The sequence below is a fragment of the Brakhagea slesvicensis genome (assembly GCF_052161625.1).
Lineage (GTDB): Bacteria > Planctomycetota > Planctomycetia > Pirellulales > Pirellulaceae > JBKCUI01.
Map to the genome: position 1 here is coordinate 3,213,591 of NZ_CP197412.1, position 26,763 is coordinate 3,240,353.

Annotated in this window: 21 protein-coding genes; 10 read left to right on the plus strand and 11 right to left on the minus strand. The window is 55.7% G+C overall.

The features are described 5' to 3' along the window. Positions 1-27: 27 nt before the first annotated feature. Positions 28-1,677, plus strand: a complete 1,650-nt coding sequence (locus SH467x_RS12200; protein WP_482367389.1) for a DUF1559 family PulG-like putative transporter — start codon at positions 28-30, stop codon at positions 1,675-1,677. Positions 1,678-1,853: 176 nt separating this feature from the next. Beyond that, entirely contained in the window at positions 1,854-3,305 is a 1,452-nt protein-coding gene (locus tag SH467x_RS12205; RefSeq protein WP_482367390.1) for a DUF1570 domain-containing protein, read from the plus strand. Positions 3,306-3,330: 25 nt separating this feature from the next. Here the strand turns inward: SH467x_RS12205 and hisI are convergent, their stop codons facing one another. The 4 genes from hisI to SH467x_RS12225 all read right to left on the minus strand — a co-directional run bounded on the left by hisI (position 3,331) and on the right by SH467x_RS12225 (position 6,685). Then, complete coding sequence (gene hisI, locus SH467x_RS12210) at positions 3,331-3,732, minus strand: phosphoribosyl-AMP cyclohydrolase (protein ID WP_482367391.1); 402 nt, start codon at positions 3,730-3,732, stop codon at positions 3,331-3,333. Beyond that, entirely contained in the window at positions 3,723-4,226 is a 504-nt protein-coding gene (locus SH467x_RS12215; RefSeq protein ID WP_482367392.1) for a hypothetical protein, read from the minus strand. Before SH467x_RS12215 ends, hisI begins: the two co-directional genes overlap by 10 nt. A 28-nt stretch (positions 4,227-4,254) precedes the next feature. After that, positions 4,255-5,301 (minus strand): flotillin-like protein FloA, encoded by a 1,047-nt coding sequence (gene floA / locus SH467x_RS12220; protein WP_482367393.1) that lies wholly within the window; start codon positions 5,299-5,301, stop codon positions 4,255-4,257. A gap of 121 nt (positions 5,302-5,422) precedes the next feature. Beyond that, complete coding sequence (locus SH467x_RS12225; RefSeq protein WP_482367394.1) at positions 5,423-6,685, minus strand: 3-keto-disaccharide hydrolase; 1,263 nt, start codon at positions 6,683-6,685, stop codon at positions 5,423-5,425. A 101-nt stretch (positions 6,686-6,786) separates the two neighbouring features. On the opposite strand from SH467x_RS12225, the gene SH467x_RS12230 reads away from it, so the two are divergent. Beyond that, the gene (locus SH467x_RS12230) at positions 6,787-9,000 is read left to right on the plus strand and encodes a bifunctional diguanylate cyclase/phosphohydrolase (RefSeq protein WP_482367395.1); all 2,214 of its coding nucleotides are present in this window, start codon (positions 6,787-6,789) and stop codon (positions 8,998-9,000) included. 67 nt (positions 9,001-9,067) lie between these two features. On the opposite strand, the gene SH467x_RS12235 is transcribed toward SH467x_RS12230, so the two are convergent. From SH467x_RS12235 to aspS, 4 genes are all read right to left on the minus strand, one after another. After that, positions 9,068-9,865: a thymidylate synthase gene (locus SH467x_RS12235; protein WP_482367396.1), complete on the minus strand. Its 798-nt coding sequence runs from the start codon at positions 9,863-9,865 to the stop codon at positions 9,068-9,070. 4 nt (positions 9,866-9,869) lie between these two features. Further along, positions 9,870-10,592: a class I SAM-dependent methyltransferase gene (locus tag SH467x_RS12240; RefSeq protein WP_482367397.1), complete on the minus strand. Its 723-nt coding sequence runs from the start codon at positions 10,590-10,592 to the stop codon at positions 9,870-9,872. A gap of 52 nt (positions 10,593-10,644) precedes the next feature. Next, positions 10,645-11,064, minus strand: a complete 420-nt coding sequence (panD, locus tag SH467x_RS12245) for an aspartate 1-decarboxylase (RefSeq protein ID WP_146678320.1) — start codon at positions 11,062-11,064, stop codon at positions 10,645-10,647. A gap of 92 nt (positions 11,065-11,156) precedes the next feature. Then, positions 11,157-12,947 (minus strand): aspartate--tRNA ligase, encoded by a 1,791-nt coding sequence (gene aspS / locus SH467x_RS12250; protein WP_482367398.1) that lies wholly within the window; start codon positions 12,945-12,947, stop codon positions 11,157-11,159. A 479-nt stretch (positions 12,948-13,426) separates the two neighbouring features. On the opposite strand from aspS, the gene SH467x_RS12255 reads away from it, so the two are divergent. Together SH467x_RS12255 and SH467x_RS12260 are read left to right on the plus strand one after the other, a co-directional pair. Beyond that, positions 13,427-14,764: a Gfo/Idh/MocA family protein gene (locus SH467x_RS12255; RefSeq protein WP_482367399.1), complete on the plus strand. Its 1,338-nt coding sequence runs from the start codon at positions 13,427-13,429 to the stop codon at positions 14,762-14,764. Between the two features lie 476 nt (positions 14,765-15,240). After that, the gene (locus tag SH467x_RS12260; RefSeq protein WP_482367400.1) at positions 15,241-16,485 is read left to right on the plus strand and encodes a S1C family serine protease; all 1,245 of its coding nucleotides are present in this window, start codon (positions 15,241-15,243) and stop codon (positions 16,483-16,485) included. A gap of 162 nt (positions 16,486-16,647) precedes the next feature. Here SH467x_RS12260 and SH467x_RS12265 read toward each other — a convergent pair whose 3' ends face one another. Both SH467x_RS12265 and SH467x_RS12270 read right to left on the minus strand, forming a co-directional pair. Continuing rightward, complete coding sequence (locus SH467x_RS12265; RefSeq protein WP_482367401.1) at positions 16,648-17,004, minus strand: hypothetical protein; 357 nt, start codon at positions 17,002-17,004, stop codon at positions 16,648-16,650. Between the two features lie 205 nt (positions 17,005-17,209). Continuing rightward, positions 17,210-18,361: a DUF1559 family PulG-like putative transporter gene (locus SH467x_RS12270; RefSeq protein ID WP_482367402.1), complete on the minus strand. Its 1,152-nt coding sequence runs from the start codon at positions 18,359-18,361 to the stop codon at positions 17,210-17,212. Positions 18,362-18,753: 392 nt separating this feature from the next. On the opposite strand from SH467x_RS12270, the gene SH467x_RS12275 reads away from it, so the two are divergent. Beyond that, complete coding sequence (locus SH467x_RS12275; protein ID WP_482367403.1) at positions 18,754-20,322, plus strand: aldehyde dehydrogenase family protein; 1,569 nt, start codon at positions 18,754-18,756, stop codon at positions 20,320-20,322. Between the two features lie 29 nt (positions 20,323-20,351). Beyond that, positions 20,352-21,905, plus strand: a complete 1,554-nt coding sequence (locus SH467x_RS12280; RefSeq protein ID WP_482367404.1) for a phytoene desaturase family protein — start codon at positions 20,352-20,354, stop codon at positions 21,903-21,905. Here the strand turns inward: SH467x_RS12280 and SH467x_RS12285 are convergent. Further along, on the minus strand, positions 21,898-22,191 hold the full coding sequence (locus SH467x_RS12285) for a hypothetical protein (RefSeq protein WP_482367405.1): 294 nt from the start codon (positions 22,189-22,191) through the stop codon (positions 21,898-21,900). The two genes, SH467x_RS12280 and SH467x_RS12285, sit on opposite strands and share 8 nt — an antisense overlap. Before the next feature lie 226 nt (positions 22,192-22,417). On the opposite strand from SH467x_RS12285, the gene SH467x_RS12290 reads away from it, so the two are divergent. Genes SH467x_RS12290 through SH467x_RS12300 form a run of 3 tightly spaced genes read left to right on the plus strand, consistent with a single transcriptional unit; the run spans position 22,418 to position 26,763 of the window. After that, a complete protein-coding gene (locus tag SH467x_RS12290; RefSeq protein WP_482367406.1) occupies positions 22,418-22,993 on the plus strand; it encodes a Uma2 family endonuclease in 576 nt (191 codons plus the stop codon). Between the two features lie 48 nt (positions 22,994-23,041). Then, positions 23,042-25,423 carry a DUF1592 domain-containing protein gene (locus SH467x_RS12295; RefSeq protein WP_482367407.1) on the plus strand — a complete coding sequence of 794 codons (2,382 nt, stop codon included), beginning with the start codon at positions 23,042-23,044 and terminating at the stop codon, positions 25,421-25,423. Beyond that, positions 25,420-26,763 (plus strand): DUF1552 domain-containing protein, encoded by a 1,344-nt coding sequence (locus SH467x_RS12300; protein ID WP_482367408.1) that lies wholly within the window; start codon positions 25,420-25,422, stop codon positions 26,761-26,763. The genes SH467x_RS12295 and SH467x_RS12300 overlap by 4 nt, the downstream gene beginning before the upstream one ends.

Sequence of the window (26,763 nt, forward strand, 5' to 3'; positions counted from 1 at the left end):
CAAATTCCCCACTAAGGAGATGATGAGATGAGATGTTTGCACGCTTACCGATGGGCAGCCGTCGCCGTCATGCTCGGATGGATTTCACCTTCCCCGGTTCTCTCTCAGACCGCTACACAGCGAGATGCGAAACAACCTGGTGCACCGAACGATGATTCGAAAGGAACGAAACCGAAGACGCTGGATGATATTCGCAAATCGCTCCGGGAGCGGCCCGCTCCTCCTGCCGCCGAGAGCTCGGGGGGCTATGGAGGCGATGGCAGTGAACTTGGTGGTTACGGCGGTGGAGGTGGTGGTTACCCCGGTGGAGGTAGCGGCTACGGCGGTGAAGGTTCTGGTGGCTATGGCAGCATGGGGATGGAAGGCTACGGCGGTGGATTGATGTCGGGAGAACCGACCCTTCCTACAGAGATGCAGCAAGTGGCTCAGTTGATATTGAAGCTTCGAGCGTCGCTGCGCGCGGCAACCACGCCTGAGGAGCGGTCGGCAATTGAGAAGGAGTTGCGAGCGGCCCTTGAGGGCTATTTCACCATGGATCTGGAGCGGCGCGTTCGGGAGTTGGACAAGCTGCAAGCACGCATGGCGAAGATGGAGGCGGCGCTTCAAAAACGATTGGCATTGCAATCCGATTGGATCGATCTGCAATTGAAACAGATATTGTTCCAAGCCAACGGAATCAACGTTTCCATTCCCGGCATCGAAGCGGATTCTTCGAGCGGCTATGGCAGTGGCGGCTACGGAGCAAGTCCTCTTAATGACGGGGTCGGTGGGGGCGGTTACGGAATGAGTGGCTATGGTATGGGAGGGCCAGGTATGGGAGGGCCAGGTATGGGAGGGCCAGGTATGGGAGGGCCAGGTATGGGAGTGCCGGGAGCTATCGGTTTCGGTGGTGATAGGATGGAAGGAGATCCTGGCAGTTACCGATCGGAGACGCCTAGAAAAATGGGCTACGATTTTCGATTCGAGATCACTCGCATTCTGCCGCGAGGTTCGGATGCGGAGCTTCAAAATAACGATCCGCTCAAGAGTTATATCGAGACTCCCGCCTCCAACGAGGTGGAGGCTGAGGAACAAGCATTGAAAGGGGACGACGAGAAGCTGAAGCGGATCCTTCTAGCATTCCATATGTTCGAGTCTCAATTTCGACATCTCCCTAGTTCGGAGATGAGAAGGAGCGAGCAGAATCCTCCCCACAGTTGGCGGGTCGCCATTTTGCCTGTTCTGGGATATGGGGATCTCTATCGTGAATATCACTTCGACGAGCCATGGGATAGTCCACACAATCAGAAACTCGTCGATCGGATGCCCACTGTGTTCAAGACCGATGAATGGAATCCAGGACATACTTCGTTCAAGATGATGGTTGGCCCAGGAGCAATCGATTCAGGGGATGGTTCCCAAGGGGGCCTCGAACGCGTCGTCGATGGTACTTCCAACACCATCGCCATCGTAAAATCGAGCGAGCCGGTCGTTTGGACCAAACCAGAGGACGAGGCATTTAGCCCGACGCGGCTTCCTGCGATGGCGAAGGATTATCTGGTGGCGCTCCTGGATGGTTCGGTTCGTTATCTCGACCCGAAACTGTCATCCGTTCAGTTGCGATCTTTGGTCACACGAGGAGGTGGAGAAGTGATTGATCAGTCGGTTTTTCTGTCTCGGTCGAAGCAATCGAAGTAATCCAAACTCCTATTTGGTGCGAGCCCGGTTCGCAATAACGTCCAGATCGTTTTCGTGAGTGAGCGGTCTGGACTATAGCGGTTTGGACTATACTGGGCAGGTCGGTCTTCGACAGGCTCCTTGCTCGCATTCCAAACCAACCAACGCACGACGCCATGCGCTTTGCCATCCGAACGATGAGAAACTGGATTGCATGGGTGATGGTGGTGGGTTGCGCGATGCCCTCGGATTGCTTGGGGGATTTCCTCGTCTACACGCCTCCGGGTGCGAAGTCATCGATCGTTCTCGAGGGGAAGACCAAACTGCATTCGGGGAACCTTATGGAGTTCACCTATCCTGGCTACCCTTCGGTCGCCATGGATCGCGATCAAGCGGTGGTGGTGAAGGCCCCGACCCGCTTGGAGGAGTACCGCAAGCTTTGGTTTGAAGCGAGCAAGTCCAACGAGGTGGCCGACTATCTCAAAGCGGCTCACGTCGCGCTTCGCCATGGCCGGTTGAAGGAGTTCTACGAGTGCTGCAGTGCGGCCTATAAACGGGAGCCGAATCATCCGACGGTAGCGCGACTGATTGAAGCCCGCGCGAAGATCAAAAGGCCCGTTCAAGGGTTTGCAGAGAGTGAACAGAAGCTACGCAGCATCACGAAACTCGATTCGATGAAGGTCGCCAGGAGCAACCATTACCTGCTGCTGCACGACATGGAGAGAGAATCGTCTGCGTCCAGCCGAGCATCGCGGGTGTCCAAGCGATTGGAGAGGTTGGAAACGGTGTACGAATCCTTCTTTCTCAAATTCGCCTTGAACGGAATCGTGTTGGAGGCTCCATCCGAACCGTTGATGGTGCTTCTCTTCTCGGAGGAAAGGGACTATCTACGCTACGCCACGCAGCTTGATCCGCAGCTACAGTCGGCGGCAGGTTTTTGGTCTCCGACGGATAACGTGAGCGTCTTTTACGATCGAAGTTCCACCGACGAGATGCGATTGCTGACCGCGTTGGTCGAGGAGATGAAGCGAACCAAGTTGCAGGTGCGAGGGACGACCCTTTCGAGGGAAGTGGCCCAGCAAACCAATTCGCTGGAGCTCATGGTAAAGATCTTGAAAGACGAGCTCGACGCGGAGGTGGTATCTCATGAAGCAACCCATCAGTTGGCCGGCAACACCGGTCTGATGCCACGTGGAAAGCTTGGTCTCTCCTGGGCGCATGAAGGGTTGGCTTGCTATTTCGAAACACCCGCTGGAGTAGCTTCGGGGGGAGTCGGTTCACTCAACCCTCGACGATTGCTAGGGTATCGCAGGCTCAGCGGCGATCCATCGAGGAGCCGAATGGAGTTTCTCATCTCGGATTATTTGTTCGATCCCAAGATGCCTCCATCGACAATCGTAGATGCGTATGGCGGAGCTTGGGCGCTGACTCATTTCCTCATGGAGACCGATGCCCCCAAGTTGACCGAATATTATCGCCGGTGCGCCGAGCTAACCCTCGAGGCGGAGGCGGGGATTCCAAGGTCCAAGCTGATCGAGCTCTTTTCCGATGTATTCGGTGACATGGAATCGCTCGAGCGCGCGCTTCGGGAGCATATGCAGGATCAAAAAACGGACCTCGAACGATTAAAAGAAGCCGCAGGTCCGTAAGATTTCTTTGCGGGATGTGGGCTCGTCACTCCGCGGAACGATAGACGGCAGAGGGGTCGACGATTCGAGCGCGATCGATTGAGAATTGCTGTGTATCCCATTTACGGAAGAAGCAGCTTGCGTAGCCTTCATGGCAAGCAGCCCCGGTCTGCTCAACGAGCAGGAGGATGCAATCGGCATCGCAGTCGATTCTCAGTTCGACCACTTTTTGTCGGTGGCCGCTTTCCTCTCCTTTTCTCCAGAGTTTGTTTCGAGAGCGGCTGAAGTAGGTAGCAAATCCGGTGGCCAAGGTTTCGCGATAAGCCTCTTCGTTCATCCATGCGAACATGAGGACTTCGAGCGTTTGGGAATCCTGAGCGATGGCGGGCAAGAGACCTTGAACGGATCTCGAGAAGTCCGGAGAGGTCGTGGAGGTCGCTACTGCCATGGTCTTTTCAAAATTTCGCTGAGGATGATCGCTGCCTTGAGCGATTGTGGGTTTCGAATTTGCTCCCGGATGTTGAGATTGTTGAGGAGGGGTGCCGAGGGTGCAGCCATAAGTTCGGCGGAGGGAGCCAATGTAGGAATCACGGGCGGGAGTGCAGGTTCGGGATCAGGCCTCGAAGAGTTCTTTTGTTTGTTCTTTTTGGGTTTCGGCGGCGGCGTTGGTGCGGGGGGACGATCGAATTGCGAAGGGAACCGCGAGGCTTCTTCGCGGGCAGGTGCCAAGGGTGGTGGAGTGGCGCTGCGTGGAGCCGGGGCATTGGAAGATCCAAACGTATCGGGCTGTGCGAGAGGCCGGAGGGTCGGGATCGGATCTCGAACAGGTTGGGCTACGACAGGAGGTGGTGGAGCGATGGGTGGGCGAGCGTTCTTTTGCTGTTGCCGGTTTTTACGGCGCTCCGCTGCCTGCCGTAGGAACTCGTCTAAGTCATCTGCCATGTGTCGTTATCCTACTCGTGGTGAAGGCTTAGGACGCAGGGGTGCGCGTCGGGTTGGTCGGGCCGGTGGTGCTGGTGCCCGCGATACTTTGACGCATTTCGGTATCGGCGGTGATGTTCCTGAGTTTGTAGTAATCCATCACATTGAGGCGACCGGTCGAGAGGGCCTCCGCAACGGCACGGGGTACGTCGGCTTCTGCGGCGACGACCGCCGCGCGACTTTCCTCGATCTTGGCGATCATCTCTTGTTCGGTTGCGACGGCTTCGGCGCGACGACTTTCTGCTTTGGCGCGGGCTACACGTGTGTCTGCCTCCGCTTTGTCCGCTTGCAGTCGGGCGCCGATGTTTTCACCGACGTCGATATCGGCGATGTCGATGGAGACGATTTCGAAAGCGGTTTGATCATCGAGCCTGCTGGCGAGCACGGCTTTGGAGATCATATCGGGATTCTCGAGAACAACTTTATGACTATTGGCCGAACCGATCGCGCTCACGATCCCTTGACCAACGCGAGCGATGATCGTTTCTTCGGTCGCTCCCCCGATCAATCGTTGCAAGTTCGCCCGGACGGTAACACGTGCCTTGACTTTGAGTTGGATCCCATCCTTGGCAATCGCGTCGAGGAAAGGGACCGCACTTCCTTTGGGTGGGCAGTCGATGACTTTGGGATAGACGCTGGTTTGCACTGCATCGAGCACATCTCGGCCGGCCAGATCGATGGCGGCAGCTCCTCGAAAGGTGAGGGTGATTTGACGGCTCTTGTGAGCGGCGACCAAGGCGCGGATGACTTGTGGAACATTACCGCGGGCCAAGTAATGGGCTTCGAGGGAACGGGTGGTCAAATCCGGATCGTCGATTCCGGCTTGGGTCGACATGATCTTGCCGCGGACAATCGTGCGCGCGTCGACACGTCGGAAGAGCATACCGACCAAATCCAACACCGATACTTTAGCCCCTGTCATCACCGACTGAACCCATAGCCAAAAGTATCGCGAGAAGATCGCGAGCATGATGGCCACGATGATGAACGCAAGCAGTCCTAAGACCAGGAGGATGGCGAACAAAGCCGGGTTCATAAAGTCAGTCCGATTCGAGTTGGCAAGAGTTTAGGGTGAACGAAGCAATAGCGAGGATCGCGAGGAATGCCACGATTATCGGGAATGCACCGGTATCGGGAATGTACCGGGAGTCGAGGCGTCATGGAGCCCGCACCGCACGGCTGGTTTCTCCACCCATCTGGAACTTCAATTCCTTGGGGTTTCCCGCATCATCATACTGAATCGTGACCAAACCTGCTGTGTACTTTAGGCCAAATTCCGAGGCGCTGTGCGGAATCAGTTCCAAAGGATTCACAATGATGTTGAGATAGAGTTTGCCGTTTTTCGAAGTGATTTGCCAGGACCCTCCTCCGGAGCGTTGGTAGCTGCCGACCAGCCTCTTCTTTTGATCCTCGGTCAATTCCACGATTACAGGGTCGTAAGCGGATTTCGGTTGCGGAATGGTTTCGGGAGGAAGCTCTCGGAGCCAAACGTTTCGGTAGCGGACGGGGTTCCCGTGGTCTTGAAACGACAGGGGGCGTTTCTCTTCGCTCTTCGAATAGGGATGGTGCTGGAGCCAAGAGGTGGGGCCGAGCGGGCGAACGTTGTCTTGGATGAGGACACCGTTGTGGAAGACTGTCATGCGAGCGGGTTGCTGGAGGGCTCCGTTCGGTTCGTAGTGGGGGCGGCGGAAGACAATGTCATAGGTTTGCCATTCGCCCGGTTTTCGGCTGGCGTTTACGAGGGGTGGATACTGGCCATAGATTGCTCCTGCTTGCCCGTCCGCGTAGGTGATGTTGTCGAACGAATCGAGGACCTGGACTTCGAAAAGCCCTTGCAGGAACACTCCGCTATTTCCTCTTCCCTGGCTCTTCCCCACTACTTTTACCGGGGATGCCCATTCCACGTGCAGTTGGACATCGCCAAAGGAATCCGCCGTGTAGACGTACCCGCTGCCGGGAACCGACTCCATGACTCCGTCCTTGATCACCCACTTTGCCGGTCCTCCGTCGGCGGATCGCCATTTGTCGAGGCTCGTTCCGTCGAAGAGGACGATGGCATCTGAGGGGTGCGCGACGGGGCCAGCCAGTTCGCCCGGTGTGACGATCGCGGGGCGTTCGCGATCCCAGTCGTGTTGTTTCCAGCCTGTCGATAGCTGGCCAAACAACGGGCTGGCGGCAGAGGTGATGGCAAGAAACATTGCCGTCAGGAGGGGCACAGACGATGTCCAAGATCGGAAGAGGGAGCGAGGCTGTGGTTGTGAAGGGATCATAAAGATGGCTTGGGTCAAAGAGAGGGTGGAAAGGAAGAGAGGGGGCGTGTGGTTGAAGGTGGCAGCGTCCTGAGCGCGGGTGGGGGAGGGGACGACGCGAACGGCGTCATCCGAAAAATCGCTCCAACCCGCACCTTTTCTCATTCGCATAACACGAATTTGAATACGAACGTCGGGGCAAGGAATTCCCCGTCTGGAACGCATCGTACAGTTTTTTACTGCGAGAAACCACACTTTTCGACGTTGGAACCATGTCAGATTTTAGCGACGTATTAAGCCAAATTGTGGGCGGCCCCCTTCCGGGTGCACCGATCCCGCTACCGATCTGCCCAGCTCAGATCAACACGGAAAACGCCGGCGCATGGCAGTCGATGGTGCATGCTCGTTTTGGGACGGTCTCCAGTCTCTATGTTTCGCTTCGAGCCAAGCATCCCCCTGCTGCGGCTCATTCGCTGCGCGTCGCATTCTGGACCTCGGCTTGGGCGACAAAGCACGAGCTGAAGGAGGATCAGCAGCAGCTTTTCGAAACGCTTGCGCTCATGCATGAGATCGGAAAAATAGGCATTCCTGACCGCGTCCTGCAGAAGCCCGAGAGGTTGCTAGAGCATGAGCAGTCGATGATGGACATGCATAGCCAGGTCGGGCTCGAGATTCTTCGGGCGGCGGGAGCGAGCAAAGAGCTATTGCTGGCCATCGCCGGACTCGGAACCAGTTATGAATCGTCCAGCAATCTTCTTTCGCCTGATATTGCGCCCCTTGCCAGCCGATTGGTCAATGTCATTGACGCGTACGACTCGATGACCGCGAAGCAAGTCTACCGCGATGCGATGACACGGGAGATGGCACTCGCCGAGATCATCAGGTTAGGTGGTACCCAATTTGATCCCAAGTTGGCGAAGTCGTTCGCCGAGCTTGTCTTAAGCAATGACAGGCAGCTTCAAGCCCGCGTGGCCGAGCGGTGGATCAATCGCATTGAACAGCACGATTTTTCTCGATTGTTCGAGATGGATCGCCAGCCCGGTAACGATCGCATGGGGAGCACGCTCGTTCACTCACTCAATGAAACCTTTTATCGCCACATGATGGATCATGTTCAAAACGGCGTCGTCTTCATCGATTCCGAGTACCGCATTCTCGATTGGAACTCGGCTGCGGAACGCTTTACTGGAAAATCTGTGACGTCTGTGCTCCATCAGTACTGGACACCTCAGATCGCCGGTCTTTGCGATACCGAAGGCTTTCAATTGCAGGAAGTGGATTGCCCGTTCCGCGCCTTGATGACGAACGGAGAGACCAAAAAACAGAGGCTTGCTATCCGAACGCAGGGGAGCAAGATGATACAGGTTCAAGTCGATGTCGTGCCGGTGATCAGCGATCGAGGTCATCTGTGTGGCGGCGCGATGATCATCGAAGACGTGAGCGAAACGGCAGAACTCGAACGAAAGATCCTTCACCTTAGCGAACGGGCTTGCCAGGATCAATTGACGAAGCTGGCGAACCGAGGCGAGTTGAACCGTCAACTTCCCGAGTTCGTGGAGTACCATCAGCGCACGAGAGAGCCAGCGAGTGTCATCATCTGCGACATCGATTTCTTCAAAAAGATCAACGATACGTATTCCCATCAAGCCGGAGACGATGCGTTGATTGCCTTTGCGAATTTGCTGAAGGAATCTTGCCGAGAATCGGATTTCGTCGCGCGGTACGGCGGCGAGGAGTTCGTCATGCTCTGCGGTCAATGCGATCTCCAGGAAGCGAAGGAGCTAGCGGAAACCATCCGCAAGAAGCTTCAGCGCACCCCAATTCCTGCTCTCCGCAATCAGTGTCTTACCGCGAGTTTTGGCGTCGCGATCGTCCAGCCCGAAGACTCCACTGAAACGGTATTGGGACGAGCGGACCGAGGCTTGCTGATCGCGAAGGAAAGCGGACGGGACCAAGTGGTTGCGTTAGGTGATGCGGAACCCACTTCTCAAAAAATACGGTTGAGTACCAGGCGATCTTGGTGGGGCTGGCTCTGCGCGTCGAATGAAAAATCGATACGGACCCAGCTCTTCACGAATGTCCCCCGGGCTGTCACGCTGGAGAAACTGAAAGGGTTTGTCCGCGAATTCCATGCTGTAGTTCAGCATGTCGATAGCAATCACGTGATACTGGATTTGGACTGCAAACAGACTCCGATCCCGAAACGGTCGGACGAGCGATTGGGCAAATTCCGGATGTCGATCGAGATTGCCGACATCGAAATGAAGGTGGCAGGCAAGAGTGGGAATGTGAAGGTGTGCACCCTGCTCGACGTGGAGATTGCTTCGCTCCGTTCTCGCGATCGGAGAAGCGAAGCGATTCGCAGCCAGTCCAATCGACTGAAAACCGCATTGCAGGGGTACTTGGTCGCGCACGAATTGGACGATGTTCTCAAAGAAGATATCGTGAGAACGATCAAGCCAGAAAGCGATTCGCGTTATGGATAGGCAATTCGATTAGCTTGTCGAGGAGCCTATTGAGGAGCCTATTGAGGAGCGCAGGTGCAGCAAGGTGTTATACTGCGACCGGCGCCGGGATGTGGGGATGAGGATTGTAATCCTGCAGTTCGATGTCATCGAACTCGTAGTCCAGCACGCTCGGGCGGAATTGCTTGAGCACTAGTTTGGGTGACGTGCGTACCGTTCGCGTTAACTGCAAGTGAGCTTGCTCGAGGTGATTGTTGTAGAGGTGTACATCGCCGAGCGTATGTACAAAGTCTCCTGGTATCAATCCGCAGGATCCCGCCATCATGATGGTGAGGAGGGAATAGGAGGCAATGTTGAACGGAACTCCTAGAAAGAAGTCCGCGCTCCGCTGGTAAAGTTGGCAACTGAGTCGGTTGTTGGCGACATAGAATTGAAAGAGAAGATGGCACGGTGGCAATGCCATGTCTTGGATGTCGGCCACATTCCAGGCGCTGACGATCAACCGCCTCGAATCGGGTGTCTTCATGATCTGCTGCTGCACCTGAGCAATCTGATCGATCACTCTGCCGTCGGGGCACTCCCAAGAGCGCCACTGCTTTCCGTAGACGGGGCCTAATTCTCCTTGCGAATCGGCCCATTCATCCCAAATGCTAACGCGATTCTGCTTCAAATAGGAGATGTTGGTTTCTCCGCGAAGAAACCACAAGAGTTCATAGATAATGCTTCGAAGATGCAGCTTCTTCGTAGTCAGAAGCGGGAATCCCTTGGATAGATCGAATCGCATTTGGGCGCCGAATAGGCTCCGTGTTCCCACGCCGGTTCGGTCGCTCTTCGCATCGCCGTGCTCGATGATCTGACGCATCAGATCCAAATATTGTTGTTCCATAGGATCAAGCTTGGGTAGAAGGGTCGGTCGATGGCTGAAGTGGATGCACAGGTGCAAACGATTGTTTTGACGACGAAGCTCTGGCGGCGAGCGTCCAATGGCGATCGCTTGTCATACGAACACAATCTTTCGGGATCCCGAAGGGTTCGACGAGCGACTGGATCTCGGCCAGGGTGAGCGCGGCATGAAAACTTTGGCGGAGCAATTGTTGTCCCTTTGAATCGATTCCTCCGTGGGTCATCACGAGCCTTTCCACCTCCGCGTCCGTCTCGGGTCGGAACAGGTCTCGCAAAAACAGCACGCCGCCTGGACGGAGAACACGGATCGCTTCCCGGAAAAAAGCATCGTGCTCGGGCAAGTGATGCAAGAGGGTGTTGGAGATCACACCGTCGAAATAATTGTCCTGGAAGATCATGTCTTTGGCATCGACCAAGTGCAATTGGACTCGCGATGCGCACTGAAAGACTTCGAGGTTATAGCGAGCGATCTCTAACATCCAGCGGGACGCGTCGGCTGCCATGATTCGAACGTCGGGATTCAACCGACATAAGACGGTCGGGATCAGCGCCGTACCGGTTCCTAAATCGAGAAGGTCGGTTCCTAAGGAAGGGACGGCCAGCAAGTCCCTCGCGAATGCTTCGTTGACTGCCGAATGGTCCATCGCATCGTAGGCCATCGCCTCGTCGCATGAATCCATGATCTCGGGCTCTAACGTGCGGTCCAACATAAGAGGGGTTTCCAAGTCGAGTGCATGCGAGGTTTCGCCGACCCGCTTCGCGTTAGCAGCAATCGGGCGAGGTTTCCCCCACGATGCGCCGGCGAGGACCCGCGATTTCGCGTCCGGTGTAGGTGATTTTGTTTTGGTCGTCCACGAAGACGACTTTGGGCTCCGGGATTCTCCATTCCGGACCGGTTTCCTGCAGGAACCCGAAGGTCGCGATGATGATGATATCACCAGGGCGCACCAAATGCGCTGCGGCGCCATTGATGCAGACATCGTTCGAACCCTGCTCGCCCAAGATAGCGTAGGTTTCGAGTCGAGTGCCGCGGGTCACGTTCCATACGTGAACCGACTCGAAGGGATCGATACCGGCCGCCAAAAGCAAATCGGGAGGTAGCGTCAAAGACCCTTCGTAATGCAAGTCGGCTTGCGTTACGGTCGCCCGGTGAATCTTGGAACGAAGAAACTTTCTTAGCATGGCGGTATTGTCACCCGAGCGATGCCTTTTGACCAGCCAAAATTCGCTCGGTCCGTTTCGGATCGCACAGGCTAACGCCGTTGAACTCTTGGCTAGCTCGGCGTTTGCGGTTTGGTGTCGCCGATGAAGCGAATACCGAGTTCCTTGAGTTGCTTTGGGGTGACTTCCGAAGGTGCCCCCATCATCAAGTCCTCGGCTTTCTGGTTCATGGGGAACAAAATGACTTCCCGAATATTCGGTTCGTCCGCCAGGAGCATGACGATGCGATCGACTCCTGGAGCCGATCCACCGTGTGGGGGTGCGCCGTATTTGAATGCGTTGATCATGCCACGGAATTGTTCATCGACGACGCTTCGATCGTAGCCTGCGATTTCAAATGCCTTGTACATGATCTCGGGCTTGTGATTTCGAATGGCTCCCGAAGAGAGTTCGATCCCGTTGCACACGATGTCGTACTGGTACGCGAGGATGTCGAGCGGGTCCATCGTCTGGAGCGCCTCCATCTCTCCCTGAGGCATGGAGAATGGGTTGTGGCTGAAGATGACTTTTTGCTCGACTTCGTCCCACTCGAACATGGGGAAATCGACGATCCAACAGAATTTGAACTTGTCCTTTTCGATCAGCCCCAGTTCCGTGCCGACCCTGGTTCGGGCTGCACCTGCTAGTTTGGCGGCAACATTCGGTTTCGCGCACGCGAAGAACACGCCGTCATCGGGGCCCAATCCCATTTGGGTGACGAGCTGCGCGACCCGTTCGGGCCCAAGGTTCTTTGCGACCCCTCCGCCTGGCTCTCCACCTTTGAAGTTGATGTAGCCGAGCCCTGCAAAGCCCTCGTCCTTGGCCCATTGATTGGTGCCATCGAAGAAGCTTCGGGGACGGACGCCAGCGCCGGGTGCGGGAATAGCGCGAACCACCGAGCCTTGTTCGATTGCGTTGGCAAAGACGCCAAAGCCACCTCCGCGGAAGATCTCGGTGACATCGGAGATTTCAATGGGGTTGCGCAAGTCCGGTTTGTCGCTCCCGTATTTGAGCATCGCATCTTTATAGGAAATGCGAGGGAAGGGAGGGGGAGTGACGCTCTTGCCGTTGCGAAATTCCTCGAACACGCCATGGAGGACCGGTTCGATGGCTTGGAATACGTCCTCTTGGGTGACAAAGCTCATTTCGAAGTCGAGTTGGTAAAATTCACCTGGAGAGCGGTCTGCTCTCGCGTCCTCATCTCGAAAGCAAGGGGCGATTTGGAAATAGCGATCGAACCCAGCCACCATCAACAGCTGTTTGAACATCTGCGGAGCCTGCGGCAAAGCGTAGAACTTTCCGTGGTGCAGACGGGAGGGGACCAAGAAGTCACGGGCTCCCTCGGGGCTAGATGCGGTCAGGATCGGCGTTTGGAATTCGGTGAATCCCTGAGCGATCATCCGGCGTCGCAAGCTCGCGATGACTTGGGAACGGAGCACGATATTGGCGTGCAACTTCTCGCGGCGAAGGTCGAGAAAGCGATTGCGCAGACGGATGTCTTCGGGATATTCCGCGTTGCCAGCGATCGGGAGAGGGAGCTCGGCAGCCTCCGACATGATCTCAATGGCACTAGCCCGAACTTCGATCTCGCCGGTAGGAAGGTTCGGGTTGATACGGTCGCCGCTACGGGCAAGGACTTTTCCGTCAACTCGGATGACCGACTCCAATTTGACCGATTGGAGGACCGGGAAGGCACTGCTGTCTTTATCCACCACGATTTGGGTCACCCCATAATGGTCGCGAAGATCGATAAAGAGAACGTTGCCGTGATCCCGAACCCGAAAAACCCAACCGGAAAGTCGCACGGTGGAATCGACGTCGGAAACGGCGAGTTGGGAGCAATGATGGGTTCGGTAGGGGTGCATAACGTTTCCGCCTTGAAAGGCTCCACGGAGGGCTGGGAGCAAGCTAAATCTTGGTTTGGCAGCAACTTATCGGCTACCCAGGGGATACTCAAGGCCTATTTGCAAGAGGCAGAAAAGGGCCATTGGACGCAGGTTTAGGTTTCGTGAATTCCCTTTGATCCCTGCCAAAGGGTTGCGTACGAATCAAATCAAAGGTATAGTTTCGGTATCCGGTAAATTCGGCTCCCTTAACTGGGGGTTTTGGCGGACTCGTTCGCCAAAAGACTGGTTCATCCTGCCGGTGCTCCACGTTGGCCTGACAGCTATTGGCTACAAGCCCATTCCTCTTCGACTCCTACAGCAAAAGTCCTCCACTTTTGCCGGGTCCGCGTGGAGCATCCGCTCTCCTTCTGGAGGCGTTGATTCGGTCCTAATTGCTTTGGATACCATCTCTCGACCCACGCACTGCAATTTCCTACTTTGGAGTTTTCAACAGATCTATGAGTCAGCCACAAGAATCTCAGTCGACTGAATCCCGCCGCGGTTTCCTCCAGGCTGGAGGGGTCGTCGCAGCAGGTGCCGTCGCAGTGAACAGTTTGCCCATCAGCCGAGCCGCCCACACTTTTAGCAGCGATGAAATCAAAATCGGGTTGGTCGGTTGCGGTGGTCGGGGAACGGGAGCTGCCCTCCAAGCGCTCGACACGGCAAGCGACTCGAACCGTTTGAAACTGACCGCGGTTGCTGACCCCTTCAAGTTCCGGATTGACGGATCCCTGGGCGCGATCCAAAAGAAACACGCTGCCCTCGTCGATTTGAAAGATCGGACTTTCGTCGGGGTCGATGCGTTCAAAAAGGTTCTGGAAAGCGACGTCGACATGGTCATCCTGGCGACCCCGCCTGGCTTCCGACCGATGCACTTCGAAGCCGCGATCAAAGCCGGCAAGCACGTGTTCATGGAAAAGCCAGTAGCCGTTGATGCGCCTGGCGTTCGACGCGTTCTCGAAGCCAATAAGATGGCCAAGGAAAAGAAATTGGCTGTGGGTGTTGGTTTGCAACGCCGACACGAATCGGGCTACCAAGCGACGATTCAAAAACTGCGAGACGGTGCCATTGGCGACATCATCCTGACCCGTGCTTACTGGAACATGGGTGACCTATGGGTTCGAAACCGAGAAGCACAACAATCGGAACTCGAGTACCAAATCAATAACTGGTACCACTTCAACTGGCTCAGCGGCGACCATATTTGCGAACAACACATCCACAATCTGGACGTGATCAACTGGCTCATGGACGGTTATCCCGTCGAGGCACAGGGGCAAGGAGGTCGTCAGGTTCGGACCGGCAAACAGTATGGCCAAATCTATGACCATCACTTCGTCGAGTTCACCTATGAGAACGGCACAAAGCTCCTTTCCCAATGCCGTCAAATCTCCGGCTGCTGGAACGAAGTCAAAGAGTACGCACACGGCAGCAAAGGCTGGTGCGAAATCAATGCGGGCAAAATCTACGATCGCGATAACAAAGTGATCTGGACCGCTCCCGCCAACGAGCAGGGACACGCGAAGGAGCACGTCGATCTCTTCGCTTCCATTCGCAAGGGAGAAATCCCCAACGAAGGTGACTACGGTGCCTACAGCACGATGACTTCGATCATGGGACGCATGGCGACTTACACCGGAAAGAAACTGAGCTGGAAAGATTGCCTCAACAGCAAAGTCTCCCTCGCCAACACCGACGCCATGGATGACTTCTCCGACGAAGCACCTCTCAAGCCCGATGACGATGGACGCTACTGGGTTCCGCAACCTGGACAAGACCCCGAACTCATTGTCTAGAAACCCATCGGTGAGCGACCCGCTCGCTAAAAGTCGAAGCTAGATTGACGAAGCTAGATTACTGGGAAAGATCGCGGCGAAGAATCGCCGCGAGAAAATAACACGGTCCGTTTGGCAGCCTCTCTGTCGCCTGGAAGGCGAACTGCCAAACGGACCGTTTTTCATTTGCCCGTTTTTTATTTGCCCGTTTTTCATTTGCCCGTTTTTCATTTGGCTGTCCCCAGGCCTGTTTGCCACATCGAAGTGGTCTCGGCATGCTGGTGTGCGATCCCGACAGAACGATCGGGATAATCGATAGGGGACGAACCTCTGTCACATGCGGTGGTGCTCTCACCCTTTTCGATTCGAATTGAGTTCGATGCGCTCGATCCTCGGGAATCGACAACCGACATTGGAGAAAAGGCTTGCAAACGTCTGTCCAGGACCGCTGTGAGCTGTTTCGCTATTTGTTACAACCGCTACGAACTGCCAATCCTATGCGTGAACAATCCAGTCGCAGAAAACGCAATTCGCTTCGTGCCTGGTTTAAAGCTTGGGTTACCAAGTCGGCGCGCGACGCTGCCGTGCTAGGATGCGTTGCAGGTCTTTCCGGGAGTGCCGTGGCGCAACAACCTGTTCCAGCATTCCCCCCGCGAGGATCGGAGCAGATTCCCGTTTCCGTTCGAACCGGAACCGATTTCCTCTCCAACCGATCCCGCGATGAACAATACGAACAAATTGCCCAAGAGGTCGAGCTTCTCGAACGCCATCAATCATTGCTTCGACGCGTCGTTCGACTCGTCGCCCCAACCGTGGTTCACATTGAAGCCATCAAGGAGGAACTATCCTCAGAGCGAACCAACGGAAAGCCTCGGGAAACAAAACGAATCGAAGAGGCGGGATCGGGCGTAATCGTTGCGCTCAACAACATCAATGTCATTCTTACCAACCGCCATGTGATCCATGGTGCCCCTCTGCAAAACATCCGCTTGGAAACATCCGAAGGTGGTTTATTAACTCCCCTCCGTGTTCTCGAGGATCCTTCGACCGACGTCGCCGTGATCGAAATCGACCGAACTCCTCTCCCCACCGCGAAGATTGCCGATAGCCGGCAATTAGAGATTGGGGATTTCGTCTTCGCCGTCGGCAGCCCCTTTGGATTGAACCATTCGGTTAGCTACGGGATCGTCAGCGCGAAAGGAAGACGCAATCTGGAACTGGGCTCCAAAGCCATCGTCTTCCAAGACTTCATTCAAACCGATGCCGCGATCAATCCCGGCAACAGCGGCGGTCCGCTGATGAACATGCGTGGCGAAGTCGTCGGCATCAACACTGCGATCGCCAGCAACAGCGGTGGCAATGAAGGGATCGGCTTCGCTATCCCAATCAACATCGCGGTGAGTGTCGCAAAACAACTAGTCGAGCGAGGTGAATTGCAACGCGCTTACCTCGGGGTCAGTGTCGAGAGAGCCTTCAACTCCTCCAATACCGCCCCGGGAACTCCGCCCCCCCGAGGTGCATTTGTTAAGGTGATCAAACCGAATAGCCCGGCTGAGCAAGCTGGATTGCGGTATGGGGATATTATCCTCGAATTCGACGGAACGCCCGTCGACAACGATGAGCACCTCGTCCAACTTGTCGGTTTGACAGGCGTCAATCGAGAAGTCGACATCATTTACATCCGCGACAGCCAACAGTTCAAAATCCATGTCTCGCTGGCACCTTTGCCACTATTGAATTAGCGCACAAACGCCAATGCGCAACACTCACCGCGCGACGAGCAGGGAGTGATACGCAAGTACTTGCAATGGCTTCCTGCAGTGCCAACCTGCAGTGCCAACCTGCAGTGCTAAACTGCCGTGCCAAACTGCCGTGCCAAACTGCCGTGAGCAGCTTGACATGCACTACTTCAAATCGATTGCAATGGACCCATTGGCATTCGGCTGGATTTCGATTTGCAGGTCGGTTTTGTCGAGTGTAGCGTACTTGCTTGGCAGCGCATTGGGCTTCGCGACGATCGTGCCTTTGGAAACCGAGACTTCGTGCTGGACCACGGTCACTCGGTACTTGCCCGCAGGTATGCCATCCGATTGAACATAAGTCCAGATGTCAAATGATCCAGCCGGATTCGATTTGGCTTTGGGCCGGACTTCATCTGGAAACGAAGCGTCCACGGGGAAAAACGCCAATTCTGCCCCCGGTACTGGCTTCCCTTTGTACTGAACCACTCCGCTCACGGGATAGGTTTTTTCCCATGGCATGGTGGTATTAGAGCAACCCGTTGCACCGAAGTATAGCCCTGCTATCGACAGAGCAGTGACCGCATAAGATGGAGGGGACATAACGGGTCGCGATGGGGATGGAATCAAAGTAAATACTCCTTTCAAAAAATAGCCGGAGCGCAAAACGATGTCTGCTCTCCGGTTGCGTTGGACTGTGTGTGAAAGCATCGACGGTGCTGGCTGTTTACAGCTCGCCGGGGATTTCACCACCTGCCGGTGTTGCCAAAGAGAGGAAGACAGCGAGGTTGACTCCTTCGCTGATAAACTGAACCGATCCATCTCCGAGGGCGAAGTGGGCTCCACCGGTGTGAAACGAATAGGGGGCGCCGGTTCCGTGGGTGGCGATCGGCAATCCGAGTACGGTCTGCGCGATGCCCTGCGGGGTGTAGGTTAAGCCGCGGATGTTGTGTCCGTTCGTCGAGTTGAATGAAACCGTTCCCCCCAACACACCTCGCGGATCGTTGGTTGCGCCGAAGAGCATTAGATCGCTCGCGGGACGTGACCATCCTCCCGAATTCAGTCGGTCGGTGTTAGCAGAAGACGCATCCGTATCGTTGAGTGCATTTCCTCCCGCAAGCTTTTTACGCTTCACATAGACAAAGGGTCGGCCCGCCGACTCGGCGAATGCCAACGTATTCGATAGACCGTCTGAGACGTTGCTGAACTTGTAGCCCTTGCTCGTCTGAAGACCCGTCGATGGGTTGATGGTCGCATTCTTCGGAAAGAATCCGCGCACGTACGTGTAAGGAGGATTCACTCCAGCAAAGACCTCTGCGGGATCGCGATAGAGTTCGGGAGGGGCGCTCAAACCGAGTGTTTGCGTGAATACGCCAGGGGCGATGCCGAAGATGGGCGAATAGTCGGTCGAAGCGGCAATGCCGGGGATGAACGCCGCCGTGCTGCCTGGTGGGGCTGTGTCCAGTGCTCCACCATCGGGATTGGATGGGCATACGAAGGCAGGGATTCGTGTCTGAGACAAAGCGATATTCGTGCCTTGATTCCAGTTGATCGCTTTGTTGTAGCGATCGTAGATAGCGTTCTGCTCCAAGAACGGTAGCAGATCGGTGAGGACCGAAACCCGGCTTTGCTCTCCGGAGCTTGCAACATTGGATGGTGGGCGAAGACTGGTCGGAACTTCTTTTCGCGCGGACTCAAAGTTTTGAACCGCGAGCCCCAGCTGCTTGAGGTTGTTCGAGCACTGCATCCGCCGAGCCGCTTCTCGGGCCGCTTGCACGGCAGGCAATAGCAGCCCCACTAGAATACCAATGATAGCAATGACAACGAGAAGCTCGACGAGGGTGAAGCCGCGGGGCTTGGGGGATCGATAGCGTCGCATGGGAAACGTCCTGTGAAATGGAATTCTAAGTGAATGAAAGGGAGAACCCGGGCGTGGAAGTTCTCTCGTCAGCGTCAGCGCTTTTGCATCGGACGCATGGGCCGTGCCAATTGGAGTTGGAGATAGAAAATCAGATAACTCCGAGGACGTCATGGAGGCCCGAGGGCGTTGTGCTACCTAGAAAAAGATAGGAAACACGCTTCGAGACGAAATCGATTTGCGGCGGTTGGCAAGTGGCTCCCATCGAGAGTGGCTAGTAAATCTGCTGGGAGGTTTGCCTTCAAGGAGCACGGACCGTGTTCCGATACGGCCGAACTCCCCGAAAGATGGGGTAGATGGCGTTGCGATTTCAAGCCCTACCTGGAGTGAGGGGATACTGATATGCTCATGGCATGAATGTCGATGCGTCCTTTTTGTCCAAGCTCTCAAGCATTCCCCACAAAGCCGGAAGCTCCCCAAAAGAGAGCGAGTTCTCGCGCGCCTATGGAGCTCAGCTGGCATGGAGTCAGTTACCGCTCAAGGAGCGATTGAGCAGGCTCAAGAAGGTGCGAAGCTTGCTGGTGCATTACCGACGAGAGCTTGCCGAAGCGATTCAGACCCCGACACGGCAAGGGTATCGCGAGACGGTTGCCGCGGAGTTGATGCCCTTGGCGGATGCCGCTCGGTGGGTTTGCAGGCGTGCCCGCAGGATATTGAAGACTAGGTACGCGAGCCGCTGGCTGACTCCCTTTTGGCTTGGAGGCCTCCATTCGACTGTGGAGCGAGTCCCGCATGGGTTGGTCTTGATCATAGGAGCGGGCAATTACCCGTTGTTATTGACCGGCGTGCAGACTTTGCAGGCATTAGCGGCCGGAAACGGCGTCGTGATCAAGCCGGCTCCAGGAGCCGAAGGGGTCACCGAGCTGTGGGCCCGGATCTTACAGGAATCGGGCGTACCCGAAGGGTTGGTCGTGGTCTTGGACAGCAGCATCGCTGCTGCGGAGCATGCGATCGAAATCGGTGTCGATAAAGTCGTGATGACAGGTAGCAGTGCATCAGGCCGCGCCGTTCTCGGACGGCTGGCGAATTCATTAACTCCTGCCACAATGGAATTGAGCGGCTGCGATGCGGTTTACGTGTTGCCGGGTGCCGATATGCATCGGGTGTGCGATTTGCTCCTGTTTGGATTGCGGCTCAACGGTGGTGCGACTTGCATGGCCCCGCGAAGGGTCTTTATTACCCGCAAAGCGTCCGAAGTGTTCCATCGATTGCTAGCTCAGAGGCTTGCTGAGGAAAACCAAAGGGAATGGAGCTCCCCAATCCCAACGGCCATCTATCGCCGCGTCTGGGATGGCGTCGAAAATGCGGTAGCGCAAGGTGCCAGGATATTCGAAAGCCACGGCAGACATCCACTCCCCGATTTGCGATCGCTGGAACGGGGCGAGCCGAGCGAAGCGGTTGTTCCCAAGACGGTGTCGATGGGGCATCTGGTTCTCACCGATATGGCTCCCTCCATGGAGATGTGCTCGTGGGATATTTTCGCGCCCGTCTTGATGATCATCCCGGTGGACGATTGGGCCGATGCACTGCAAGCCGACTCGCAGTGCCCTTATGCCCTCTCTGCTAGCATCTTCGGTCCTTTGGAAGATGCATTGCGGATCACGAAATACATTACCGCCGGTTGCATCACCATCAATGATTTGATCGTCCCCACGGCGGATCCCCAGCTCCCATTCGGTGGCCGCGGCGAGAGCGGATTTGGCGTGACCCGGGGAGACGAAGGTCTCCTTTCCATGACCGTTCCCAAGGTCGTTTCGGTTCGCAAAGGGGCCTGGCTGCCCCATGCTCAGCCCCCGACTCCTGCCGACGAGTCCGTCCTAGACGGATTGCTACAATGCGTCCACTCGAGCACTTGGCTGGCTCGTTGGAATGGCGTTCAGCAAATTGTTCAAGCCATTTTGGCGATGCGAAACAAGCAATAACCCACGAAAACCGGACCTTGAGGTTTGTCATGATCCAACAAAGCAGTCGTTCTTTGAATATAGGTGTCGTCGGCGGAGGACTAGCCGGCCTCGCCGCAGCTTGCACGCTGGCAGCCCGAGGGCACCGCGTGACTTTGCTGGAAAAGAACGAATGGGTCGGTGGAAAGGCGGCCGTCCACCAGCAGGATGGATATCGATTCGATATGGGGCCGACCATCTTGACCCTTCCCTCGGTCCTCAAACGCATCTTCAGCGAAGCCAACCGCAAACTCGAGGATTACATGGAGCTCGTCCCGCTCGATCCCCAGTGGAGATGCTTCTTCGAAGATGGTAGCGTGCTGGATTTGATCTCTGATATCCAGAAGATGCGAGAGAGCTTGGACAAATTCTCCAAGAACCCAGGTGCAGGGGCTGGTTATGAGCGATTCATGCAAATCTCGAAGCAGTTGCACAAGGTATCAGACAAGTTCTTCTTCTGGCGAAGCGTGGGAGGAATTGCCGATACGATGGAGGTCGGAGGAGCTTTTTCGCCCGCAGTTCTCAAGGATGTGTTGTCGCTGCGGATGGGGAGATCCGTCGCGGGATTGGTGCGATCCTGCGTTCCCGATGAGCGAGCCGCGCAAATGATCGATCACTTCACTCAGTACGTCGGGTCGTCCCCCGAAGCTTCCCCTGCTGTCCTGTGTGGAATCGCGCACATGCAAACAGAAGAAGGGGTGTGGTATCCGATGGGCGGTACACGAGCGGTCCCCGTTGCCTTGGAAAAGCTCGCGCGAGAATTGGGAGTGGATATCCGAACCAGTATCGATGTCGTTGCCATTCAAAACGATGGGCAATCCGTTCGCGGTGTTACGACCGCATCCGGAGAAACATTCCAATTCGATGCGGTGGTTTCGAACTGCGATAGCGTCCGAACACACCGCGAATTGCTAAACGGCACACCGACCGAGAAGAAATTTGAGAAGCGACGCAAGTACGAGCCTGCTTGCTCCGGTGTCGTCCTTTACCTGGGCCTGAACCAGAAGTACGACCATCTCCTTCACCACAATTTTGTCTTCTCCAAAGACCCTCACGAAGAGTTCGACTACATCTACCGTCAAGGCAAACCGGCTCCCGATCCGACAGCTTATGTGTGCGCACCATCGATCAGCGAACCAGCCGTTGCACCGCCAGGAGGAGAGGCGTTGTACATTTTGGTTCACACACCCTACCTCCGACCCGAGCACGATTGGAGCAAGATGCTACCCGAGTATCGGGAAGTGATTTTGGACAAGCTGGAACGAACCGGGGGCATGAAGGGGATTCGCGATCGCATTGTATGCGAGGCTTCGTTGACCCCCGAAGGGATCCACAAGCGATACCGGGTTCTCAATGGCGCCATCTATGGGCTGGCCAGCCACGGCAAGTATCTGGGGGCTTTCAAGCCAGCGAATCGCTCGAAGGATCTCAAGGGGCTCTATCTGGCTGGTGGGGCTGCGCATCCAGGGCCAGGCATGCCCATGGTCTTGATGAGCGGTTGGATCGCAGGGGATACCGTCGACAACGATCATCAAGCCGGTCAGCTGGCTGCAACCGCTACGTAAGACACGGCTCCATCGCGGTTTTTGGTCCGATCGTTCGAATGGGTACGGGCATGAGGATATCGTCGGCTCTCAAGGGCCGAATCTGCGAACATCGCGCCAGCTCGAACCGTCGGGGTGTTTCGCGACAGAGGCAAAGTGCCAAGAGCGATTGACCTCCGAGCCATCGGATCGGGCTGATCACTCGTTCGGTAACAGTGCCCGCTTTGTCGATGTACTGAAGCTGCACGACCCAGTCGTCCGGATTCTGCATCGCTCGATTGATCGCCACCATCTCTTTTGCATTCATCGCTTGTCCCTTCCCTCCGTTGAGTTCACCCCGCCACAACTAGGATCGCCGTAGCAGGGACACGTCTGGTCAATGCCCCCGGGATTTTCGAAGAGAGACGGAAGAATAGGCGCTCAGCCTGAAGCAGCGACGGGCCCTGGCAAGGGAACCAACGCCAGCCAGACCCGTTTCGAGAGGTTATAATGGAAAGGCGTCTGTCTTCCCGAAAACGCGAGGAATCCTCCCCATGGCGACTGTACCCAAACCGTTCATCACCCCAGAAGAGTTCCTGCATCGAGAACGCAATGCAGCATTCCGTTCGGAGTACTTCCGGGGTGAGATGTTCGCCATGGCAGGCGCATCGGCCAATCACAACTTGATCGTCCTAAACGCAGGCTCAAGTCTACGCGAACAACTCAAGAAGAAACCCTGCCGAGTTTTTCCTAGTGACTTGAAGTTGCGAGTCGCGGCGACGGGGCTCTATACCTACCCCGATCTTTCCGTAGTCTGCGGAGATCCTCAGCTGGAATCCGATGCAGGGGATGTCCTGCTCAATCCAATTGTTCTGGTCGAAGTCCTTTCGGATTCCACGGAGGCGTACGATCGAGGTAAGAAGTTTGAGCATTATCGAACGATCCCCGGTTTGGAGCACTACGTGTTGATCGCGCAAGATCGTTACGCCATCGATTGCTTCAGCCGTCGCGACGATGCCACTTGGAGCCTGACCAGTTGCTCGACCTTGGGCGGTAAAGTCGAGCTCGAGGCGATCGAATGCCAACTCTTGGCAGCCGACGTGTACGACAAGGTCGTCTTTCCTGCCTAGTCTCGTATGGGATTTTTGAGAGCCGAGCCAGAGGAGAGGATGAGTCGTATGATGATCGCGATCCGAATTACTGCAGTCTGCGGAGCCATACTCCTCGTTGCTCTTGCCTCCAAGTGGATCCCTCATGCAAACGCGATGGGACCTCCAGTGGAACAGCTCTTCCACGAATCCTGTCTGGATTGCCATGCAGGCCCGTCCCCGGAGGGAGCATTTTCGATCGAAGGGCTTTTAGAGCAATCTGCAAGTTGGGATCGCCCAGATTTGGACACCAAGCCTTGGGAGCGGATCCTGCGAAAGCTGCGTGCGGGCCAAATGCCACCCCCATCGCACGACCGGCCAGACCCGGAATTGCTCCAGGCGGCGCGAATGGAAATGGAACAGGGGCTTCAGCAGCAGAGCGAAGCTCATCCCAGGGTAGCCAAAACTCCGGGCCTGCGACGTTTGACTCGCGCGGAGTATCAAAATGCCATCCGCGATCTGATAGGGCTCCCGATCGATGCTGCTGCCTTTTTGCCAAAAGATGAATCCAGCCAAGGCTTCGACAATATCACGGTTGGTGAGTGGACGCCCGCGTTCATCTCCAGAGCGATTCAAGCAGCGCAGCACGTCAGTCGTTCGGCACTTGGAATCCAAGAGCTTGGTCCGGCAGGAATCACGGTCCGGATACCGCCCGATCGAAGCCAGGAGTCTCATGTGGATGGTCTCCCGCTCGGAACCCGAGGCGGTGCGCAATTCGACTACGCGTTCCCTGCAACCGGAATCTACGAAATCCAGATCCGGTTGACTCGAGATCGTGATGAGAAAGTCGAGGGGCTCAATAAAGCAACCGATCTCGATATTCTGATCGAACGCTCTCCGGTGCATCGAGTTGTAATTCCCAAACCGACTCAAGCAGACGATCACACCTTGGTCGATGCCAATCTCCGAGTTCGAGTCCCAGTGGAAGCGGGTGTGCATCGCGTTGGTGCGACCTTTCCCGCGACCAGCGCGTCGCTCCTAGAGATCAAGCGTCAGCCATTCGACGCGTCCTACAATCGACATCGGCACCCGCGATTGCACCCAGCGATTTACGAGATATCGATTGTTGGCCCGCTCGATAGAAAGACAGATCTCATTCCGGACACGCCGATTACCAGAAAGTTGTTTGCCGGAGCTCCGATGCAGCCAGATGCTTCGGACGAGTTTCAAGTCGCTAAAGGGGTATTGGAGCGTCTCGCTCGACGCGCTTACCGGAGATCGATCACCGAAGACGATTTAGAGACTCCATTGAGAATGGTTGAGCTAGCCGCGAAGTCGCGTGGCTTCGCGCATGGATTAGAGGCGGGAATCGCATCGATTTTGGTCAATCCGAATTTCTTGCTTCGAATCGAATCGTCGAACGAAGATGCCTCGATCGATTCGGTCCCACTCATCCCAGTGACCCCATTCGAATTGGCGAGTCGACTTTCTTTCTTCTTATGGAGCAGTATTCCTGACGACGAACTGCTTCAACTAGCCGAAAGCGGCCGATTGCAAGAGGCTTCTGTCTTGGAAGCGCAGGTTCGTCGCATGTTGCGCGACCGACGTTCGGACGCATTGGTTACCAACTTTGCATCTCAATGGCTCTATCTGCGCAACCTATCGAGTATCTCGCCCGATCTAAGGCTGTATCCCGATTTCGATGACAACTTGCGCATCGCGATGCGTGAAGAAACAGAGTCGCTCGTCCGCGAAGTCTTGATGGAGAATCGCCCGGTGCTTCATCTCATTCAAAGCGACCATTCGTTTATGAACGAACGACTTGCGGTCCATTACGGAATTCCAGGTATCTTGGGGAGCGAAACGAGACGCGTTGAGAACGTCGGAAAATCGCATCGAGGAGGTATACTTCGACATGCGAGTCTTCTGTCGGTCACGTCGTATGCGACTCGGACGTCACCAACGATCCGAGGAAGCTGGGTATTGGAAAATATCCTAGGAACCCCCCCACCTCCTCCACCCCCCAATATCCCCGCGCTTCGGGAGCGTTCCTCCTCGACCCCTACTTCCACGCGCGAACGGTTGGCTCAACATCGAGAGAATCCAGCGTGCGCATCCTGCCACGAACTGATCGATCCCGTAGGGTTCGTGCTTGAATCGTACGATGCCCTAGGTCGCTGGAGACATTGGGATGGAGACACGGCTATCGATTCGGCGACTGTTTTGCCGGACGGGAAACGAGCGGCATCGGTCACCGATCTGGAGTCCAGCATTCTGGAGCGGCCAGAGGCGTTCGTTGGTACATTAGTAGAAAAGCTGTTGACCTATGGGCTTGGAAGGGGCGCTGAAATCGAAGACGGACCCTATGTAAGAGAGATCGTTAAACAAGCCGCCGCGGACGATTATCGGTTTCACTCGATCCTCGTCGCCATAACGCAAAGCCGTCCTTTCCTTATGAGGAACAAGGAATGATTACCAAGAAATCGTTAGATCGACGTACACTCCTTCGCGGTACAGGGGTCGCGTTGTCGCTCCCGCTGCTCGACGCCATGGTGCCGGCCATGACAGCGCATGGTTCTACCGCTGCAAGCCGGCAAAATCTAAAACGAATCGGTTATGTATATGTACCCATGGGGTATTACCCAAAGGAATGGAAGCCCGAGAGCGAAACGTTGGAGAATCTCCCCTCGAGCCTTGCTCCGCTTCAACCCCTCGCGAAGGAGATCAGCGTTCTCTCTGGTTTCGATTTGCAGAATGCCTATCCAGGCTCCCATGCGACTTCGAATTCAGCCTTTCTCAGCGCGGCGAGAGCGAAGCTCACCGAGAGCACGGATTACTATTTGGGAACGACGGTCGATCAAATAGCAGCGAAGCGAATCGGGGCAGAAACACAGCTTCCTTCTTTAGAGCTTTCGATGGACCTGCTGTCGACGGTAGGGCAGTGCGACAATGGCTACGCGTGCGTCTATCAAAACAATCTTTCCTGGTCCTCGCCGACCACGCCCCTGCCGGCCGAAGCGCACCCGCGATTGGTATTCGAGAGTTTGTTCGGCGAAGGTGGTAGCGCGCAGCAGCGGCAGGAAGCCTTGAGACAAAAGGCGAGTCTCCTCGACTCGGTGACCCAGGAGATCTCTCGGCTCAAAAAGAGAGTCGGCGCCTCGGATCGCCAGAGGATCGAAAGCTATCTCGACAATGTTCGCGATGTAGAGCAACGCATTCAAAAGGCCGAACGAAGTGTGCTCGAGAATCCCTTGCCAGACCTGGACCGCCCCACAGGGGTCCCGATCCAATATGCAGATCATGCACGATTGATGTTCGATCTGCAGTTACTTGCCTTCCAAGGGGACATCACGCGGGTTACGACCTTTCAATTGGCTCGCGAAGCCAGCAATCGCACCTATCCCGAGATCGGTGTGCCCGATCCTCACCATCCGATCACCCATCACGGTGGGGACCCTGAAAAACTCCAGAAGGTAGCCAAGATCAACCAGTTCCATATCTCGTTGTTTGCGGAGTTTCTCACCAAACTGAAGGAGACTCCCGAAGGAGATGGAAACCTTCTCGACCATTCCCTTTTTCTCTATGGCAGCGGCATGGGAGATCCCGATGCGCACGATCACTCGGACCTTCCTATCTTGGTCGCAGGTGGAGCGGCAGGGCAGCATCGTGGGGGCAAACACATTCAATTAAACAGCCCGACACCGCTTTCGAATTTGCATCTCACGTTGCTGAACAAAGTAGGTGTCCCCTTGGAAACGTTTGCGGATAGCACAGGTACGATCGACCATCTTTTTGATCCCGTAACGCTTTAG